Raw genomic sequence first — 18989 nt, 5'->3', positions numbered from 1 at the left:
TCAGGTATCGGACGGAGCGTCCGGCGGCGGGGCCTTCGCGATCGCGAGCAGGCATTTCAGGAAATGCGCGCGGTCTTCCTTACGCAGGGGGGCCAGCATGATGTTTTGCAGCTCGGCGGCGGCCGGGATGACGGCCAGAAGCGCTTCCTCGCCCTTGGCGGTGATCTGCACCTGGAGCGAGCGGCGGTCGTCCGGATTGTCCTTCTTCGAGACCAGCCGGCGCGCGACCATCCGCTTCAGCATCTCGCTGAGCGTGTTGCGGTCGCAGCTGATCCGTTCCGCCAACACCGAGGGGGTGAGAGGACCCAATTGGTACAGTGCCATCAGCAGGCCGAATTGCCGCGGCGTGATGTCGCTCTGGCGCGTCATGCTCTGATAGAGCCCGTCGTAGCGGGCTTCCAGCAGCCGCAGCAGAAATCCGACGCCGCCTTCGAGTTGCCAGTCGCGCGCAATATCCGTGGCCGAGCTCGTTTTCATACCCTTGTCGGCTGCCATGCCGTCGTCGGACTCCGATTTTTCGAATTCGCGTTAGCCGTTAGCAGCTTGGCCTGACGTCCTCAACCCTGCGGTGAACCGCACCCCGGTCCGTTCCCGGCACGATGCATTTGCGTTCGGCCCTTGTCAGTCATCCGGCAATGTAGTACGTATACGTATCAAATGCGATGCCAAGACATCGTTCAGGGAGGTTGAACTTGGATCTGCGCCAGCTGCTGTCGATTCCCTATTTGCTGGAGGCCGAGGCCGTCGAAACCGAGCCGGGGCAGTGGCGGGTTCGGCTGGCCTATCCGGAGCTGCCGGGATGCACGGCGGAAGCCGCCGCCGTCGAGGACGCATTGCGGGAGCTCGAGCGGCGCCGCATCGAATTGATCGTCGGCCTGGTGGAGGAAGGCAAGCAGCCTCCGATTCCACGCAAGCCGCTCACCGCATCCGATCCGCTTTGGACCGCTCAGGATCTCGGACTGTCTGACCGCGTCGCCGTGCTTCTCGGCGGCGTAGCGGCCCCGACTACACGCAATTGAAGGAGGCAAACCCATGCTCTCGCGCGAAGACAATGAACGGCTGGTGAGGGTCGGCAAAGGCACGCCGCTCGGCGATCTGTTTCGGCTTTACTGGATTCCGTTTCTGCCGTCGGCGGACCTTGCCAGGGACGGACAGCCGAAGCGCATCCGGCTGCTCGGTGAAGACCTGGTCGCCTTCCGCGACACCGAAGGGCGGGTCGGGCTGGTCGATCAGGCCTGCCCGCATCGCGGAGCGCCGCTGATCTTCGCGCGAAACGAGGATTGCGGGCTGCGCTGCGTCTATCACGGCTGGAAATTTGACGTCACCGGCGCCGTGACGGACATGCCGGCCGAGCCGGTGCGCAGCCGCCTCAAGGAGCGGGTGCGGATCAAGGCCTATCCCTGCAAGGAGCGCAACGGGATGATCTGGACCTATATGGGTCCCGACCAGGCCGAGCTCCCGCCGCTGCCGAACCTCGAATGGAATCTGGTGCCGGCCGAGCAGGTGCACATCTCGGTCCGCGTCCAGGAGTGCAACTGGCTGCAAGCGGTCGAGGGCGAGATCGACTCGGCGCACGCGCCGCTGCTGCACGGCCGGCTCGACGCGCAGGGCACGACGAGTGCCTGGATCCAGAAGCGCGACCTGAGGCCGACCTTCGAATGCATCAAGCAAGACTTCGGCATGAGCATCGCCGCGCGGCGCAATTACGATGCCAATACGCTGTACTGGCGCGTCAACCAGTTCCTGCTGCCGTTCTATACGCTGGTGCCCCCGCTGTCCCCGTTCCCGGATCTGAGCGGGCACGCCTGGGTGCCGATCGATGACGAGAACACGCTCTGCATCATGTTCTCCTATCATCCGTCGGAACCGCTGCTGGAGAAAACCCGGCAGGTCTTCGCCGAAGGCCACAAGGGCCGCGAGAGCGGTCATGCCAGCCGCCACGCGCTGGTCCAGCACCCGGTGACGGTGCCGTATGCAGGCTACTGGACCAAATACAATCCGCAGAACGGCTTTCAATTCGACTACGAGGCGCAGCGCACCACCTGGTTCTCGGGCCTGCCGGGGCTCTGGGTGCAGGACGGCGCCTGCCAGAGCGGCGTCTCGCCGATCTTCGATCGCACCAGGGAGACGCTCTGCTCGAGCGATACCGGCATCGCGATGACGCGGCGCTTCATTCTGGAGGCGCTCGGCGCCTATCGCGATCATGCGATCAAGCCCAAGGGTGTCCTGGATCCCGACGTGTTCATGGTGCGGGCGGTGTCGCTGCGGCTGCCGCCGGAGGATTCCTGGGTCGATGTCGGCGCGCCGTTCATGCGGGCGAAGCTCGGCGCCGATTTCGGGTACGAGCTGTGAGCGCGTCCCGCCATGGCTGAAATGACGCAGGACGTGCTGGTCAAGCGCATCGGCTACGAGGCCGAGCGGATCAATTCCTATGAGCTGATCGCGCGGAGAGGCGGCGAGTTGATGCCGTTCACGGCCGGCAGCCATATCGACCTGCATCTGCCGAACGGCATGATCCGCAGCTACTCGCTGGTGAACGATCAGCGCGAGCGGCACCGCTATGTGATTGCGGTCAACAAGGATGCCGAGAGCCGGGGCGGCTCGAGCTTTGTTCACGACACCGTCAGGGTCGGGGACATCATGACGATCTCCCGGCCACGCAACAACTTCGCGCTTCACGAAGAGGCAGAGCATTCGGTCCTGATCGCCGGTGGCATCGGCATCACGCCATTGCTGTCGATGATCCGACGTCTGGACGCACTCGGACGCCGCTGGGAGCTGTTCTACGCCGCAAGGACCCGCGCCGCTGCCGCATTCCTCGACGAACTTGGCGCATTCCGATCCGGTCTTCATTCGGGGATACATCTCGATTTCGACGATGAGCGATCGGGGCGTCTCTTCGACCTGTCGGCAATTGTCGGAAACGCGCCGGCCCACGCGCATCTCTATTGCTGCGGCCCGGTGCCAATGCTCGCGGCATTCGAGGCGGCGACGGCTGATCGGCCTTCGGACCGCGTGCATGTCGAATATTTCCAGGCGCGGGAAGCGCCCGCTACCGAGGGCGGCTTCGACGTCAAGCTCGCGCGCAGCAACCGCACGATTGCGGTCGAGCCCGGCAAGACGATCCTCGATGCATTGCTGGATGCCGGCATCACCGCGAACTACGCCTGCACCGAAGGGGTCTGCGGCACCTGCGAGACGCGCGTGATCGAGGGGATACCCGATCATCGCGACCAGTTTCTGAGCAAGGAAGAGCAGGCGGCGAACACGAGCGTCATGATCTGCTGCTCGGGTGCCAAGTCCCGCACGCTCGTACTCGATCTCTAGAACAACAACATACGACGGGTGGAAACAATGAAGTATCTTTCGCATATCGCCGGAATGGCCCTGCTGGCCGTTTGCGGCAGTTTGCCCGCGTCGGCGGACGTAGCGCGCTCGCTCAAGATCGGCGTGCTCAACGATGCATCCGGCCCTTATTCGGACAATGCCGGCGAAGGTTCGGTGACGGCGGCCCGGATGGCGGCCGAGGACTTCATGGGGCTTCATCCGGACTTCAAGGTCGAGATCGTCTCGGCCGACCACCAGAACAAGGCGGATGTCGGCGCCGCAATCGCGCGCCGCTGGATCGATCAGGAGAAGGTCGATGCGGTTGCCGACGTGCCGAACTCGGCTGTCGGGCTCGCCGTCAACGAGGTCGTGCGCGGCACCAAGGCGGCGCTGATTGCATCGAGCGCGGCGTCCTCCGACCTGACCGGGAAATACTGTTCGCCCAACACGATCCAGTGGACTTTCGATACCTGGGCGGCCTCGCACACCATCGGTGCCTATCTCGTGCGTCACGGCGGCAAGAAATGGTACTTCATCGCGACCGACAATGCGCTCGGCAAGTCGATGGTGCGCGACGGCACGGCGGTGATCGGCGCCGGCGGCGGCACCGTGCTCGGGTCGGTCAATGTGCCGATCAACAATGCGGACTATGCCTCGTTCATCCTGCAGGCGGATAGCTCGGGCGCCGATGTGATCGCGTTCGCGACCGCCGGCGGCGATACGGTCAGCCTGATCAAGCAATCCGCCGAGTTCGGGCTGAAGCAGAGCGGGCGGACCTTTGCTGCGCTGCTGACCACGACCAACGATGTCGAGTCGAGCGGACTTGCGGTCGGGGAGGGGCTGATCATCACCCAGCCGTTCTACTGGGACCTCACCGATGCCAGTCGCGCCTGGTCGGCGAAGTTCAGCGCGCGTCAGCACGGACAGTCGCCGACCGCGTTCCACGCCGGCGTCTATTCCTCGGTGCTGGCCTATCTCGACGCCGCGCTGGCGGCAGGAACCAATGACGCACCGGCCGTGATCCGGAAGTTGAAGGACAAGCCGATCGACGACGCGTTGTTCGGGCCGGTCGTGGTGCGCGCGGACGGCCGTGCCATTCACAACATGTACATCTTCAAGGTGAAGAGCCCGAATGCGTCGAAGAGCAAGTGGGACCTGCTTGAGCAGGTCGGCGTGCTGTCCGGACCGGAGGCGTTTCGGCCGCTCGACCAGGGCGGATGCTCGCTCGCCGAGCCGCCGAAAAGCAATTGACGACGACGCCCGCGACCCTCGGATCAACACTTCTCAAACCGACGGACCTCCCGATGCTGGATCAGCTTGAAGCCGACTTCCCCGAGCACACGCCGCGCCCTGCCGATGCGCCACGGGTGCTCGAGGGGGTCCGGGTGATCGATTTCTCGCATTTCATCGCGGGACCGTTTGCGACCATGATCCTCGCCGACATGGGCGCCGAGGTGATCAAGGTCGAAGCGCCGGGCCGTGGTGATGATTTGCGCCGCTATCCCCCGGTGCATCCCGATCTCAGGCACGGTGCGCCGTTCCTCTGGACCAACCGCAACAAGCGCAGCATTGCCCTCGATCTCAAATCCCCTGAGGGCTTGAAGGTCGCGCGCGAGCTGATCGCGACGGCGGACGTCCTTGTCGAGAACTTTTCGGCGAGCGTGATGGCGCGACTGGGGCTCGACTATGAGAGCTGCCGCAAGATCAAGCCTGAGATCGTCTATTGCTCGGTGTCGGCCTATGGCCGCGACGGGGCGTTTTCGGACCGGCTCGGTTTCGATCCGATCGCGCAGGTCGAGAGCGGTTTTGTCTCCATGAACGGCTATGCCGACCGCGAGGGTGTGCGGGCATTGTCGCCGGTGATGGATATCAGCACCGCGATGATGGCCAGCAATGCGATCCTTGGCGCGCTGTTCGCGCGGGAGCGGAACGGGCAGGGCCAGGCTATCGAGGTCTCGTTGTTCGAGAATGCCGTCCTGATGACCGGCTACGCGACCATGCAGTCGCTGTTCAGCGGCGCCGATCCGAAGCGTAGCGGCAATACCAGCCCGGACACCTGTCCGTCGGGCGTGTTCCTGGCGAGCGATTGCGCCTTCTATATCAACTGCGGCAACGACAAGATATTCCAGCGCCTGATGGCGCAGGTTCTCGAGCGCGAGGATCTCGCGGCGGCCGAGAACTATGCAACCGGCCCCGATCGAATCCGCCGGCGCGAGGAGTTGTTCGCGATTCTCGGCGATGCCTTTGCGCAGCAGCCCTGGTTGCACTGGCAGTCGCGGATGCGGGCGGCCGGGGTTCCGTGCGGTCAGGTGCGCACCGTCGGCGAGGCGATCCGCTCCCCGGAGGCAAGGGAGCGCGGAATCGTCACCCGGATCCCGCACGAGACGCTGGGGTGGGTACCGAACGTGAACCTGCCGATCCGCTATTCGCGGACGCCGATCGTCGATCCCGTTGCGGCACCGGCCGTCGGGCAGCACACCGAAAATGTACTGCGTGAGTTGCTTGGCTACGATGAAGCGGAGATCGCGCGCCTTGCCGCAGGCGGGGCGTTCGGCAGCGAGCCCTCGCGACAGGATGCCAAGCCGTGACAGCGCGCGCGAGAGACGAGCGGACGCTGCGGGGCCGCGTGGCTGTGATCGGGATCGGTGAAACGGAATATTATCGCCACGGCGCTTCTCCCGATCCGGAATTCAAGCTAGCGCTGAAGGCCATTCTGGCGGCGTGCCAGGATGCCGGACTCGATCCCCGCGAGATCGACGGGTTCTCGTCCTACAGCGACGATCGCAGCGAGGCCTCACGGCTGGCCGCGGCGCTGGGGACGCATCGATTGCGCTCCGCCACCATGCAATGGGGCGGAGGCGGCGGCGGTTGCTGTGCTGCGGTTGCCAACGCGGCGGCCTCGATCGTCGCGGGCCTCGCCGATTGTGTCGTGGTGTTCCGCTCGCTGGCTCAGGGCCAATATGGCCGGTTCGGACAGGCGGGCGGGATCCATACGGTTTCGGGCGAGCGATCTTACCTGATGCCCTATGGTGTGCTGGCGCCGCCGCAGCGTTTTGCCATGCGGGTGCAGCGCTACATGCACGAGCATGGCGTGCGGCAAGCGGCGTTGCGCGCAATAGCGCTCGCCTCCTATCACCATGCGCAGGCCAACCCGCGTGCCGTGATGCACGGCAAGCCGCTGGACGCCGAGAAATACGATGCCTCGCGCTGGATCGTGGAGCCCTTCCATCTCTACGATTGCTGCATGGAAAATGACGGAGCGGCGGCATTGCTGCTGGTATCGGCGGAGCGCGCCGTCGAATTCCGGAATAAGCCGGCCTATCTGCTCGGTGCGGCCTTCGGATCCGGACATCGCGCGGCGGCGACGGCGCACAACGCGCCGCTCTACGCCACGGCGAGTTTCGACACCGTTGCCCCCGATCTCTACCGCATGGCTGGAGTAGGGCCGTCCGATGTCGGTGTGGTCCAGGCGTATGAGAATTTCACCGGCGGTGTCGTGATGGCGCTGGCGGAGCACGGCTTCTTCAAGCCGGAGGAAGCCAACGACTTCCTGACCTTCGAGAACCTGATCGCGCCGTCCGGGCGGCTGCCGCTCAACACCAGCGGCGGCAACCTTGCCGAATGCTACATGCACGGTTTTGAGCTCGTCCTGGAAGCGGTTCGTCAGGTGCGCGGCACGTCGACGAATCAGGCTCGGCGCAGCGACGTCGCAATGGTCATCGGAGGTCCGATGGTCTCTCCCGCGAGCAACCTCATTTTGGGTTCGGAGGCAACCTTATGAGCAAGCCGAGTGCGCGCCATCTCCCGGCAGGCCTGCCGATCCCGGTCGCGGAGCCCGACGGCCTGTCCGCGCCCTATTGGGAAGGATTGCGTCAGGGCAAGCTGCTGGTGCAACGCTGCGGCCGCTGTAACACTTGGCAGTTCGGACCCGAGTGGCTCTGCCACCGCTGCCACGCCTTCGACCCGGCATGGACCGAGGTCGCGCCGCGCGGCCGGATCTACAGCTGGGAACGTGCGTGGCATCCGTCGCATGCGGCGCTGAAAGGGCATGGACCGTACATCGCGGTGCTTGTCGAATTGCCGCATGCCGGCGGCATCCGCATGGTCGGCAATCTGCTCGGCGATCCCGAACAGGCGGTTGCAATCGGCGCTGACGTCGAAGGGGTCTTCGAGCATCACCCGGAGTCGGATCCGCCTTACTCCTTGCTGCAATGGCGCCGGGCGTAGGTTTCCCCGGAGTTACTATCGACCCCTGCGCCTGATGCGGGCAATCGATCGCGCGTCTACCGGAGATAGATGGTCCGTGGACCGCTGCACCTGTGATCATTCGCGGGTGACATCTGATTTGCCCGCTTTCGCGTCAGCGGCGCTGACAGGATGAGCTGCCTGGGTCCTTGTCTCGCGGCAGATGACATGCAATCTTCCGCCCCCGGCAACGCTGTTCGAGAGCAACAAGAACAATAATCCCTCTCGTCCCTCCAATTCTGTCGAGGGCCTGATCATGTCGAATCTTACCCAAGCGACCTCCGCTCCGTGGCGGATAGGCGTGCTGTTCTCGCGAACCGGCTTCATGTCGGTGATCGAGGAGACGCAGTATCAGGGCACGCAGCTTGCGATCGAGGAGGTGAACGAGGCGGGCGGGGTCTGCGGCCGCGAGCTGGTTCCCGTCGCTTACGATCCCGGCTCGGATTCGGCCGCCTATGGCCACTACGCCAAACGGTTGATGGTGGAGGATCAGGTCAGCACTATATTCGGCTGCTACACCTCGTCGAGCCGCAAGGCGGTGCTGCCGGTGGTCGAACGGCTGAACGGCCTGCTGTGGTACCCGACGCTCTATGAGGGTTTCGAGGCGTCGCCGAACGTCATCTACACCGGCGCCTCGCCGAATCAGAACAGCCTCGCGCTGTGCCGCTATTTGATGGATACGTTCGGAACACGATTCTATTTCGTGGGTTCGGACTACATCTATCCGCGCGAGTCCAACCGGGTGATGCGGGAGCTGCTGAAGAGCAACGGCGGCTCGGTGGTCGGTGAGCGCTACGTCAATGTCTACGCGCGCTGGCAGGACTTTGTCCCGATCATCCAGGACATCAAGCGGGTCAGGCCCGACGTGATCTTCTCGACCGTCGTGGGGGAGGGCACGGTCTTTCTCTATCAGGCCTACGCGAATGTCGGGCTCGATCCAAAGCAAGTGCCGATCGCCAGCCTGACCACGACGGAAGCCGAAATCGCCGCCATGGGCTTCGACGTCGGCGCAGGACACGTCACCGCGGCATCCTATTTCCAGGGAGTCGAGGGCAGCGCCAACAACGCGTTTGTGCAGCGCTTCAAGAAGCGGTTCGGCGCCGACATCTCGACCAACATGTGCGCCGAGGCATCCTATTTCCAGCTGCATCTGTTTGCGAAGGCGCTCGAGCAGGTCAATTCGCTCGACACGGAAGTGCTCCGCTCGATGGTGTTCGGCACCAGTTTTGATGCACCGCAAGGTGCCGTCACCGTCAACCCGATGTCGGGCCATACCGATCTGTGGACACGCATCGGACGCGCCAACCGCCAGGGACAGTTCGATGTCGTCAGCCAGTCGAAGGAGCCGGTGCATGCGGATCCGTTCCTGATCGGATATGGTCGTGCAACGCAAACAGGAAGCGTCCAATGAACGAGCAGTCGCGTAAGCCGTCGCTGAGCCGAGACGTCGGCGGACGCAAGACCATGGTTCAGGAACTTGCCGATCTGTCGGCCGTCGTGGTCGCACCGGTCGACGATCAGGTCGGCATGTTGCTCCGCGAATTGCAGCGGTTCAGGATGCGGGTGCGCCAGGTCTGGCCGATGCCGGAGAGCGTGCCGGCCGATGCCGACGTGGTGTACTGCGAATATTCGCCGGATCTGGCGCGGCGTCTGCCGTGGATTCCAGGCGATGCGCGCTCCGCCCTGGTCGTGATCCTGCCGGCGACGGAAGCCGTTCACGCCGATGCGCTGTGTCATGCGACGCCCAACGCCGTTCTGCCGCGGCCGTTCACGCAGAATGCGGTGTTGTCCAGCCTCGTGCTGGCGCGCAGCCAGTTCAGCTACGAACGGCGGCTCCGCAGCAAGATCGAAAAGCTCGACGACAATCTGCGCTCGATGCGCACGGTTGAACGCGCCAAGGCGATCCTGATGGCGACGCGGCAGATGCCGGAAACCGAAGCCTATGGTTTCATCAGGCGACAGGCGATGGATCGTCGCGTGTCGGCAAGTGCGGTCGCCGCGGCGATTGTTGACTCGTTCGAACTGCTTGGCTACGATCATCAACAGTAAGCCCCAATAGCGGGGCCGGCGGCGACAGCGCCGCCTTCGACAAAACCGGCAACAAAGCCCTCCCAATGCTCGCGTAAGCGCGCATCGGGAGGGCTTTTTGTTTTTTCAGTCCTGAAGGGAGCTAGGGATGAGCATTTCACGGCGGACTTTGCTGAGGAATACCGCGGCGCTTGGCGCGTTTGCCGGCGCCGGACTGCCGCATATCTGGATCAAGAACGCCGACCTCGCTTACGCGGCCGGCGGCGAGATCAAGGTCGGCGTGCTGTTCTCGCTGACGGGAACGACTGCGATCATCGAGGAGTCGCTCAACAAGGCGACGCTGCTTGCGATCGAGGAAATCAACGCCGCCGGCGGCATCAAGGGCAGCAAGATCGTGCCGATCGTCGAGGATCCGGCGTCCGACCCGGCGACCTTCTCGGAGAAGGCCCGCAAGCTCGTCGTCGGCGACAAATGCGTGAGCGTGTTCGGCTCCTACACCTCGGCGAGCCGCAAGGCGGTGCTTCCGGTCTTCGAGCGGCAGAACAACCTCTATTGGTATCCGACGCTTTATGAGGGCCGCGAGTGCTCCAAGAACGTCATCTACACCGGCGCCGTGCCGAACCAGCAGCAGGACGAGTTCGTACCCTGGCTGGTCAAGAAGTTCGGCAAGAAGTTCTATCTGATCGGCTCCAACTACATCTATCCGAAGGAAGAGAACAACTACTGCAAGAAGCTGCTCGAGAAACTCGGCGGCGAGGTCGTGGCGGAAGAATATGTGCCGCTCGGCCATTCCGAATTCTCTTCCGTCATCAACAAGATCCGCTCGACGCAGCCGAACGTGATCTTCTCCACCGTGGTCGGCGATTCCGTGGTCGCACTGCATCGTCAGTACAAGGCTGCCGGTCTCGATCCCGAGAAGATGCCGATGGCGAGCCTGACGACCTCCGAGAACGAGGTCGCGGCGATGGGCGGAGAGGCCGCCGCCGGTCACTTCACCTCGGCGCCGTACTTCATGGTGCACAAGTCGCCTGAGAACGAGAAGTTCGTCGAGGCCTACAAGAAGCGCTGGGGCGCCGACAAGGTGACGCATTTCGTCTCGGAAGCCTGCTACTTCCAGACCTATCTGTTCAAACAGGCGGTCGAGAAGCTTGCGACCAGCGATCTCACGCCGCCGAACATTCGCGACGCGGTCAAGGGCCAGGAAGTGATTGCGCCGCAGGGCAAGGTCCGGATCGAGCCGGAGAATCTGCACACCTGGCTGTGGCCCAAGATCGCGCAGGCGAAGTCGAACGGCCAGTTCGAGATTCTCGTCGAAGCCAAGGATTGGCTGAAGCCGGTGCCCTACGCGGCCTATCCCGGGCAGTCCTGCACCGAGAAGGGCCTGGTCGAGAAGAGCTGACGGGAGGCTGACGAAGGTCGTCGGCGTGCGGCGCCGGCGGCCGGCTTCCCGCAACGAATGCCGTCTCTCGCACGAATGCGTGCGAGAGGCAGGGCGCCCAAACCAACATCGAAAGCGGATCCCGACGTGGACCAACTCATCGAACAAATCGTCACCGGCCTCAGCATCGGATCTATCCTGCTGCTGGTCGCGCTGGGCCTGTCGATCATCTACGGCTCGATGGGCATCATCAATCTCGCCCATGGCGAGTTCGTGATGCTCGGCGCCTACGCCGCCTGGGTGTTCCACACCTATCTCGGGCTCGGCCTGCTGGCGAGCCTCGTTCCGATCTTCTTGGTGGTAGCCGCGTTCGGATGGGTCATCGAACGCTACGTCCTCAGCCTGCTCAACAACCGGCCGCTCGATACGATCCTCGCCACCTGGGGCGTCGGCATCATGCTGCAACAGGCAGTGCGGCTGATGGTCGGCAGCGAGCTGCGCTATGTGCAGCTGCCGCCGGCGCTGGCCGACAGCATGGACGTGTTCGGCATTCCGATATCGTCGTATCGGGTGTTCCTGTTCGTCGTGTCGATCGCGCTGTTCGGGGCGACCTGGTTGCTCATGAACCGCACCACGGTCGGGATGAAGCTGCGTGCCATCATCCAGGACCGCTCGGTCGCCGCCTCGTTCGGCATCAACGCCAAACGGGTCTATGCGCTGACCTTCGCCTATGGCGCGGGCCTTGCCGGACTTGCCGGCGCGCTCGTGTCGCCGCTCAAGAGCGTGTCGCCCGATATGGGCACCGGCTACGTGGTCGACGCCTTCATGGTGGTGGTGCTCGGCGGCGTGCAGAGCCTCGCCGGCACCGTGGCGAGCGCCTTCATCCTCGGCGAGCTCTCCGGCGGCATCGCCTTCCTGCAGAACGACACGGTGGCCAAGACGATCGTGCTGCTCGCCATCGTCGTGCTCATCCGTTTCCGCCCCGAGGGGCTTTTCACCGCACGCGTGCGGGCCTGAGACAGATCGCTCATCTATGCCGTCGAATGCTCCCAACTCCAGCGGATTGCAGCGCCTGATCGCGCAGCTTGCACCTCTGCTGATCGTCTGCGCCCTGGTGTTCGCGCTCCCGGTGCTGCTCAACAACGACTTCCTGCTCAACAAGGTCGCGCGCTATCTGGTGCTGGGCATCCTCACGATATCGCTCGGGCTGTCGTGGGGCTTCGGCGGCATCCTGAACCTCGGCCAGGCGATGAGCTTCGGGCTTGGCTCCTACGCCATGGCGATGGCGCTGAAGCTCAAGACCGTGCCGGTGCATACGGGGGCGAGCGGACTGCCGGACTTCATGGTCTGGAACAATGTCCAGCATTTGCCATGGTTCTGGGAGCCGTTCCGCTCGCTCAGCTTCGCCATCGCCGCAGGCCTGATCGTGCCGGCGCTGGTCGCGGCGGCACTCGGCTGGTTCATGTTCCGGGGACGTGTCACCGGCGTCTATGTCTCGATCATCACGCTCGCCACCATGGTGGTGATCAATCTCGTGATCATCGACCAGCAGAGCTACACCGGCGGCTTCAACGGCATCACCGATCTCGCCCAGCTCGAGCTCTTCGGCGTCGCGTTCGATGCCTATGGCCGCGCGACCTACTACCTCGTCGCCGGATGTGTGCTGCTCAGCTTGCTGGTTGCCTTTGCTTTCACCAAGTCCCGAGCGGGCCTGATCGTGCAGGCGATCCGCGACCACGAGAGCAGGGTGCGCTACTTCGGCTACGACGTCGCGCTCTACCAGATCTTCGTGTTCGCGCTGTCGGCCGCGATCGCGGGCCTCGCCGGCATGCTTTACACGGTGGTGATGGAGTTTGCCTCGCCGACTTTCCTCGGCGTGCAGCTCTCGCTCTCGGTGGTGGTGTGGTGCGCCGTCGGCGGCAGGCAGAGTCTGGTCGGCGCGTTCCTCGGCGCGGTGCTGGTCGCGGGCATGCAGGGCGCGCTGTCGGAATCCGCGGCGTTCCTGGAAACCTGGACGCTGGTGATGGGCGCGCTGTTCGTGCTCGTGGTGCTGTTCCTGCCGAAGGGACTCGCCGGCCTTGCACAGTCCACTTGGCGCTGGGTTGCCCAGCGCAGACAGGCCGCCAACAGCGCGGTTGCACGAGGTGTCAGCCAGACGGAGGGCAGCACATGAGCTCGCATCTCGACCTCCGCGACGTCTCGGTCAGCTTCAACGGCTTCAAGGCGCTCAATTCGCTCAACATGAGCGTGCGCAAAGGCGAGCTGCGCTGCCTGATCGGGCCGAACGGCGCCGGCAAGACCACGGCGCTGGACATCATCTGCGGCAAGGTCAAGCCCAGCGCCGGCACCGTCAGCTTTGACGGGACCGCGCTGCAGGATCTCGAGGAATACGAGATCGCCCGCGCCGGTGTCGGCCGCAAGTTCCAGGTGCCGAGCGTCTTCCGCGAGCTCTCGGTCAGCGACAATCTCGAAGTGGCGCGGGCGCGCCGCACCTCCGTGTTCGGCAATCTGCGCTGGAATATCGGCAATGCCGGGCGCGACGACATCGAACGTCTCGCCGAACTGGTCGGGCTCACCGAACAGCTCGACCAGCCCGCGTCGTATCTGTCGCATGGTCAGACCCAATGGCTGGAGATCGGCATGCTGGTCGCCCAGGACGCCGAGCTGATCCTGATGGACGAGCCGACCGCGGGCATGACGGCGCAGGAAACCCGCAAGACCGCCGAACTGTTCGTACGGCTGAAGGGCAAGCACACGCTGATCGTGGTCGAGCACGACATGGGCTTCGTCAAGGCGATCGGCGACATCATCTCGGTGATGCATATGGGCCAGATGCTGGCTGAGGGCACCGCAGCGGAAGTGGAGGCACATCCGGAAGTGCGCCGCGCCTATCTCGGATCGGGAGGCATCAGCCATGCTTGAGCTGACCGACGTCGACGCGTTCTATGGCAACAGCCGCGCCCTGCAGGGCATCAACCTGATGGTCGGCAATGGCGAATTCCTGTCGGTGCTCGGCCGCAACGGCGTCGGCAAGACCACGCTGATGCGCAGCATCCTTGGCCTGATGGACCGGTGCACCGGACGTCTGTCGCTCGACGGCGCCGACATCTCGCCGTTGCGGACCTATCAGCGCGCCAAGGCCGGTATCGCCTATGTGCCGCAGGGCCGCGGCATCCTGCCGCGCTTCACCGTGCGGGAGAATTTGACGCTCGGGACCTTCGCGGCGAAATCGGCCAACGGCATCGAGGAGTGGGTGCTCGAGCTGTTTCCGGTGCTCAAGGATTTTCTCAATCGCTACGGCGGCAATCTCTCCGGCGGCCAGCAGCAGCAGCTTGCGATCGCACGCGCGCTGCTCGCCCAGCCCAAGGTCATCCTGCTGGACGAGCCGACCGAGGGCATCCAGCCGAACATCGTCGAGCAGATCGAGGACGTGATCGTCAAGCTCAATCGCGAGCGCGGGATCACGGTCGTACTGGTCGAACAGAATGTCGCGTTCGCGCGGCGCGCGTCCCACCGCTTCGCGTTGCTCGAAAAGGGACGCGTCGTCGCCAAGGGCGCGATCGGTGAGCTCACCGATGATCTCATCCAGCTGCACATGGCCGTGTAGCGGGAATTATCGTTCAGAAAGGGAGTCGAGACATGTTGCATGGAGATATATCGAGCAGCAAGGACACGGTCGGCGTCGCCGTGGTCAATTACAAGATGCCGCGTCTGCACACCAAGGCCGAGGTGCTGGATAACGCGCGCAACATCGCCAAGATGGTCGAGGGCATGAAGCTCGGCCTGCCCGGCATGGATCTCGTGATCTTCCCGGAATATTCGACCCACGGCATCATGTACGACTCCAAGGAGATGTACGAGACGGCTTCGTCAGTGCCGGGCGAGGAAACCCGCATCTTCGCCGACGCCTGCCGCAAGGCGAAGGTCTGGGGCGTGTTCTCGCTGACCGGCGAACGCCATGAAGAGCATCCCAACAAGGCGCCGTACAACACGCTGATCCTGATGAACGACAAGGGCGAGATCGTCCAGAAGTATCGCAAGATCATGCCGTGGGTGCCGATCGAGGGCTGGTACCCCGGCGACTGCACCTATGTCTCGGAAGGGCCGAAGGGCCTGAAGATCAGCCTGATCATCTGCGACGACGGCAACTACCCGGAGATCTGGCGTGACTGCGCGATGCGCGGCGCCGAGCTGATCGTCCGCTGCCAGGGCTACATGTATCCGGCCAAGGAGCAGCAGATCCAGATCTCGAAATCGATGGCCTGGGCCAACAACTGCTACGTCGCGGTCGCCAATGCCTCCGGCTTCGACGGCGTGTATTCCTACTTCGGCCATTCCGCGCTCATCGGCTTCGACGGCCGGACGCTCGGCGAGTGCGGCACCGAGGAGAACGGCATCCAGTATGCGCAGCTCTCGGTGTCGCTGATCCGCGATGCCCGCCGCAACATGCAGTCGCAGAACCACCTCTTCAAGCTGATGCACCGCGGCTACACCGGATTGATCAACTCCGGAGAGGGCGATCGCGGCCACGCCGTCTGCCCGTACACCTTCTACAAGAACTGGATCACGGATCCCGAAGGTACGCGGGAGATGGTTGAAGCCATGACCCGTCCAACCGTCGGAACCGACGAATGTCCGATCGAGGGCATTCCGAACCAGAAAGTCGCACATCGTTGACTGGAAAGAGCCGAGCTGTGCCGGCGCGATCATTCGCGCCGGCGCGGTTCTGAAACTGTTGCAACGGGAAACGGGGGTTACCATGAGCAGCGAAGCCAATAGCGGACTGGTTCACCAGACCGAGGGGCAGATCGACGACCTTCTCGGTCACGAGTTCGAGCACGAGCCGGTGCCGAACAGCGCCCGGCGCAGCGCCTTCTCGGTCACCATGGTGTGGCTCGGCTTTCCGATGATCATCACCGGCGCGATGACGGGATCGTTGCTGGTGCTGGGCATGGGCTTCAAGAATGCCCTGGTCGCCATGATCATCGGCAATCTGATCATGTTCGCCTATGTGGGCGCGCTCGGCCTGATCGGCACCAGGCGCGGCATGAACTTTGCGCTGATCGCCAGCATTGTGTTCGGAAAGAAGGGCTATGTGCTGGCGTCGGGCCTGCTGTCGACCCTGCTGCTCGGCTGGTATGCGGTGCAGACCGGCATCACCGGCGCGTTGATCTCCTCGACCTACGGCCTCAACTATGTGGCGATGACCATCGTCGCGGGCGTGCTCTATATCGGCATCACCTTCGTCGGCGTGAAGGGATTGCACTATATCGGGCTGGCGTCGGTGCCATTGTTCGTCGTCCTCGGCCTCTGGGTCGCGGCCGATGCCGCCTCGACCACGACGGCTTCGGCGATCTTCGGCTATGCCGGCAATAACGGCGCCGCCAGCATGTCGATGGGTGTCGGGCTCACGGTGGTGCTTGCGCTGTTCATCGACGCCGGTACGGTGACGGCGGACTTCAACCGCTGGGCGCCGAGCCCGCGGGCATCCCTGTTCGCCACGTTCAGCGCGTTCCCGTTCGCCAATCTGGTGGCGATGCTGGTTGGCGGCGTGATGACGGCTGCGCTTGCGGTGCCGAACGCCAATCCATTCGGTGTCGACAACATGTTCGGCTACATGAACGGCAAGCAGCTCACCTGGCTCAGCGTTCTCGCGTTCATCTTCCTCTACGCCAATCTCGGTTCGGTCTGCTCGCACTGTCTCTACAATGCGGCCACCGGCTGGTCGCGTATCCTCGGGACCAATATGCGGCTGATGGCCGTGATCCTCGGCGCTATCGGCATCGTTGTCGCCGCGGGCAACGTCTGGGCGTTTTTCATTCAGTGGCTGTCGCTGCTCGGCATCCTCGTGCCGCCGATCGGCGCGATCATCCTGGTCGATCAGTATTTGTTGCGCACCGGGGCGCGTGCGGACGTGGATTGGCGTGCGAAGCCGTTCATTGCCTGGGGCATCGGGTCGCTGTGCGCCTTTGCGGTTGAAAATCTGATGCCGGGGTTGTCCACTGCGATATCAGCCGCGCTGGTCGCCGGCATCGTGTACGGGGCGATCGCGCGGGTGGAATCCTCCACCGAAAAGGTGGCGCGTCCCGCGTAAGCGACAAGCTCGATCAAGCAAGAAGGATACATCAATGAGCGTCGACTATCAGATCTATGATCTCGGCAATCTGGCCTTGCAGCGCGGCGCGACCCTCCGCGACTGCAAGCTCGCCTACAAGACGTTTGGCCAGCTCAACGCGGCCAAGGACAACGTGATCGTCTATCCGACTTGGTACTCCGGCCAGCACTACGACAATGAATGGCTGATCGGGCCTGGTATGGCGCTCGATCCGGCGAAGTACTTCATCATCATCCCCAATATGCTGGGCAACGGCCTGTCGTCGTCGCCGAGCAATACCCCGGAGCCTTACAACGGGCCGCGATTTCCGCAAGTGACGGCCTATGACAACGTGCGCGCGCAGCACCGGCTGGTGATTGAGAAGTTTGGCATCAAGCACATCCGTCTGGTGGTCGGCTGGTCGATGGGCGCGTTGCAGACGTTCCATTGGGGTGCGCTCTATCCCGATATGATGGATCTCTTGGCGCCGTTCTGCGGCTCGGCGAAATGCTCGCGCCACAACTATGTGTTCCTCGAAGGCGTCAAGGCCGCACTCACCGCGGATGCGGCGTGGAAGGAGGGCTGGTACACCGACAAGCCGGCCCGCGGCCTGCGCGCCGCCGCGCGGGTCTATGCCGGCTGGGGCTTTTCGCAGGCCTTCTATCGCGAACAGCTGGACATCAAGACGATGGGCTTCTCGTCGCTGGAGGATTTCCTGGTGGCATTCTGGGAGGGCTTCTTCCTGCCGAAGGATGCCAACAATTTGCTCACGATGCTGTGGACCTGGCAGAATGGCGACATCAGCGCCAACGAGATCTACAACGGCGACTTCAAGGCTGCGCTGAAGGCGATCAAGGCCAAGGCCTATGTCATGCCGGGGCAGACCGACCTCTACTTCCCGCCTGAAGACAGTGAGAACGAGGTCGCGAACATGCCGAACGCCAAGTTCGTGCCGGTGCCGTCGATCTGGGGACACTTCGCGGGCGGGCCGGGGACCAATCCGGTCGATGTCGCCTTCATCGATAGCAAGCTCAAGGAATTGCTCGCATCGTGATGCCCATCTGTTGCGAACGGCGGCCTGCGCGATCATGGGAGGCGTGAGCGTGTCCAATCCCGCTTTGCTGCTCGACCAGTACCGCATCCGCGAGGAGCCGTATTACCGGCCGCTCAAGGATGAGGTCGAACTGTTCGGTGCGGCCTATGCGAACCGCATGCCGGTGATGCTGAAAGGCCCCACCGGCTGCGGCAAAACCCGCTTCATCGAATACATGGCCTGGCGGCTCGGCCGTCCGCTCATCACGGTCGCCTGTCACGAGGACATGACGGCGGCGGATCTGGTGGGACGGTGGCTGCTCGATGCCCAGGGTACGGTATGGAGCGACGGGCCGCTGACGACGGCCGTGCGTCTTGGCGCGATCTGCTACCTCGACGAGATCGTCGAGGCGCGCCAGGACACGACGGTCGTGATCCATCCCCTGACCGACGATCGGCGCGTGCTGCCGCTGGAAAAGCGTGGCGAGCTGATCCACGCGCATTCTGATTTCCAGCTCGTGATTTCCTACAATCCGGGCTACCAGAGCGCGATCAAGGACCTCAAGGAATCCACCAAGCAGCGCTTTGCGGCGCTGGATTTCGGTTACCCGGACCGGTCGGCGGAAACCGAGGTAGTGTCGCGCGAGGCCGGCATCGAACCGAATCTCGCCGATCTCCTGGTGAAGATCGCCCAGCACAGCCGCAACCTGAAGGGCCAGGGGCTCGACGAGGGCGCTTCGACCCGGATGCTGGTCAATGCCGGCCGCTTGATCGGATGCGGCATCAGCCTCGAAAAGGCGTGCGAGACCACGATCGTCGTTCCCTTGACCGATGATGCGGACACCAGGAACACGTTGCGTGACGTGATTTCGGCCTCTGCGTAAA

At 63.6% G+C, this 18989-nt stretch carries 19 protein-coding genes; 18 read left to right on the top strand and 1 reads right to left on the bottom strand.

Annotated features, from left to right (window positions below; all coding sequences use genetic code 11):
* Entirely contained in the window at nt 1-477 is a 477-nt protein-coding gene (locus tag ACE10Z_RS29065; RefSeq protein ID WP_375783830.1) for a MarR family winged helix-turn-helix transcriptional regulator, read from the bottom strand.
* 215 nt (nt 478-692) lie between these two features.
* Between ACE10Z_RS29065 and ACE10Z_RS29060 the strand changes: the two genes are divergently transcribed.
* From ACE10Z_RS29060 to ACE10Z_RS28975, 18 genes are all read left to right on the top strand, one after another.
* Complete coding sequence (locus ACE10Z_RS29060) at nt 693-1019, top strand: type II toxin-antitoxin system HicB family antitoxin (protein WP_375783829.1); 327 nt, start codon at nt 693-695, stop codon at nt 1017-1019.
* Nucleotides 1020-1032: 13 nt separating this feature from the next.
* A complete protein-coding gene (locus tag ACE10Z_RS29055) occupies nt 1033-2352 on the top strand; it encodes a Rieske 2Fe-2S domain-containing protein (RefSeq protein WP_375783828.1) in 1320 nt (439 codons plus the stop codon).
* A gap of 12 nt (nt 2353-2364) precedes the next feature.
* Entirely contained in the window at nt 2365-3327 is a 963-nt protein-coding gene (locus ACE10Z_RS29050; RefSeq protein WP_375783827.1) for a PDR/VanB family oxidoreductase, read from the top strand.
* A 27-nt stretch (nt 3328-3354) separates the two neighbouring features.
* A complete protein-coding gene (locus tag ACE10Z_RS29045; RefSeq protein ID WP_375783826.1) occupies nt 3355-4578 on the top strand; it encodes an ABC transporter substrate-binding protein in 1224 nt (407 codons plus the stop codon).
* Between the two features lie 53 nt (nt 4579-4631).
* Entirely contained in the window at nt 4632-5915 is a 1284-nt protein-coding gene (locus tag ACE10Z_RS29040; protein ID WP_375783825.1) for a CaiB/BaiF CoA transferase family protein, read from the top strand.
* Nucleotides 5912-7108, top strand: a complete 1197-nt coding sequence (locus ACE10Z_RS29035; protein WP_375783824.1) for an acetyl-CoA acetyltransferase — start codon at nt 5912-5914, stop codon at nt 7106-7108. Before ACE10Z_RS29040 ends, ACE10Z_RS29035 begins: the two co-directional genes overlap by 4 nt.
* Nucleotides 7105-7554 (top strand): Zn-ribbon domain-containing OB-fold protein, encoded by a 450-nt coding sequence (locus ACE10Z_RS29030; RefSeq protein WP_375783823.1) that lies wholly within the window; start codon nt 7105-7107, stop codon nt 7552-7554. Before ACE10Z_RS29035 ends, ACE10Z_RS29030 begins: the two co-directional genes overlap by 4 nt.
* Nucleotides 7555-7828: 274 nt before the next feature.
* Nucleotides 7829-8983, top strand: coding sequence for a transporter substrate-binding domain-containing protein (locus ACE10Z_RS29025; RefSeq protein WP_375783822.1), 1155 nt, complete (start codon nt 7829-7831; stop codon nt 8981-8983).
* Entirely contained in the window at nt 8980-9621 is a 642-nt protein-coding gene (locus ACE10Z_RS29020) for an ANTAR domain-containing response regulator (protein WP_092125390.1), read from the top strand. The genes ACE10Z_RS29025 and ACE10Z_RS29020 overlap by 4 nt, the downstream gene beginning before the upstream one ends.
* 127 nt (nt 9622-9748) lie before the next feature.
* Nucleotides 9749-10999 (top strand): transporter substrate-binding domain-containing protein, encoded by a 1251-nt coding sequence (locus ACE10Z_RS29015; protein ID WP_173641995.1) that lies wholly within the window; start codon nt 9749-9751, stop codon nt 10997-10999.
* Between the two features lie 126 nt (nt 11000-11125).
* Complete coding sequence (gene urtB, locus ACE10Z_RS29010) at nt 11126-11995, top strand: urea ABC transporter permease subunit UrtB (RefSeq protein WP_229164622.1); 870 nt, start codon at nt 11126-11128, stop codon at nt 11993-11995.
* A 16-nt stretch (nt 11996-12011) separates the two neighbouring features.
* On the top strand, nt 12012-13151 hold the full coding sequence (gene urtC / locus ACE10Z_RS29005) for an urea ABC transporter permease subunit UrtC (RefSeq protein WP_375783821.1): 1140 nt from the start codon (nt 12012-12014) through the stop codon (nt 13149-13151).
* Entirely contained in the window at nt 13148-13900 is a 753-nt protein-coding gene (gene urtD, locus ACE10Z_RS29000; protein WP_375783820.1) for an urea ABC transporter ATP-binding protein UrtD, read from the top strand. Before urtC ends, urtD begins: the two co-directional genes overlap by 4 nt.
* Nucleotides 13893-14585 carry an urea ABC transporter ATP-binding subunit UrtE gene (urtE, locus tag ACE10Z_RS28995; protein ID WP_298367995.1) on the top strand — a complete coding sequence of 231 codons (693 nt, stop codon included), beginning with the start codon at nt 13893-13895 and terminating at the stop codon, nt 14583-14585. The genes urtD and urtE overlap by 8 nt, the downstream gene beginning before the upstream one ends.
* Nucleotides 14586-14617: 32 nt before the next feature.
* Entirely contained in the window at nt 14618-15655 is a 1038-nt protein-coding gene (locus ACE10Z_RS28990; protein WP_092125395.1) for an aliphatic amidase, read from the top strand.
* An 82-nt stretch (nt 15656-15737) separates the two neighbouring features.
* Nucleotides 15738-17072, top strand: a complete 1335-nt coding sequence (locus ACE10Z_RS28985; protein ID WP_375783819.1) for a purine-cytosine permease family protein — start codon at nt 15738-15740, stop codon at nt 17070-17072.
* Between the two features lie 34 nt (nt 17073-17106).
* Nucleotides 17107-18126: an alpha/beta fold hydrolase gene (locus ACE10Z_RS28980; protein ID WP_375783818.1), complete on the top strand. Its 1020-nt coding sequence runs from the start codon at nt 17107-17109 to the stop codon at nt 18124-18126.
* Nucleotides 18127-18160: 34 nt separating this feature from the next.
* Nucleotides 18161-18988, top strand: coding sequence for a CbbQ/NirQ/NorQ/GpvN family protein (locus tag ACE10Z_RS28975; protein WP_375783817.1), 828 nt, complete (start codon nt 18161-18163; stop codon nt 18986-18988).
* Nucleotide 18989 lies beyond the last annotated feature (1 nt).

It is taken from the genome of Bradyrhizobium sp. Pha-3 (assembly GCF_042258615.1).
Taxonomy (GTDB): Bacteria; Pseudomonadota; Alphaproteobacteria; order Rhizobiales; family Xanthobacteraceae; genus Bradyrhizobium.
The sequence above is the reverse complement of the archived record's forward strand: the minus strand, read 5'-3'. Positions and strand labels throughout refer to the sequence as shown.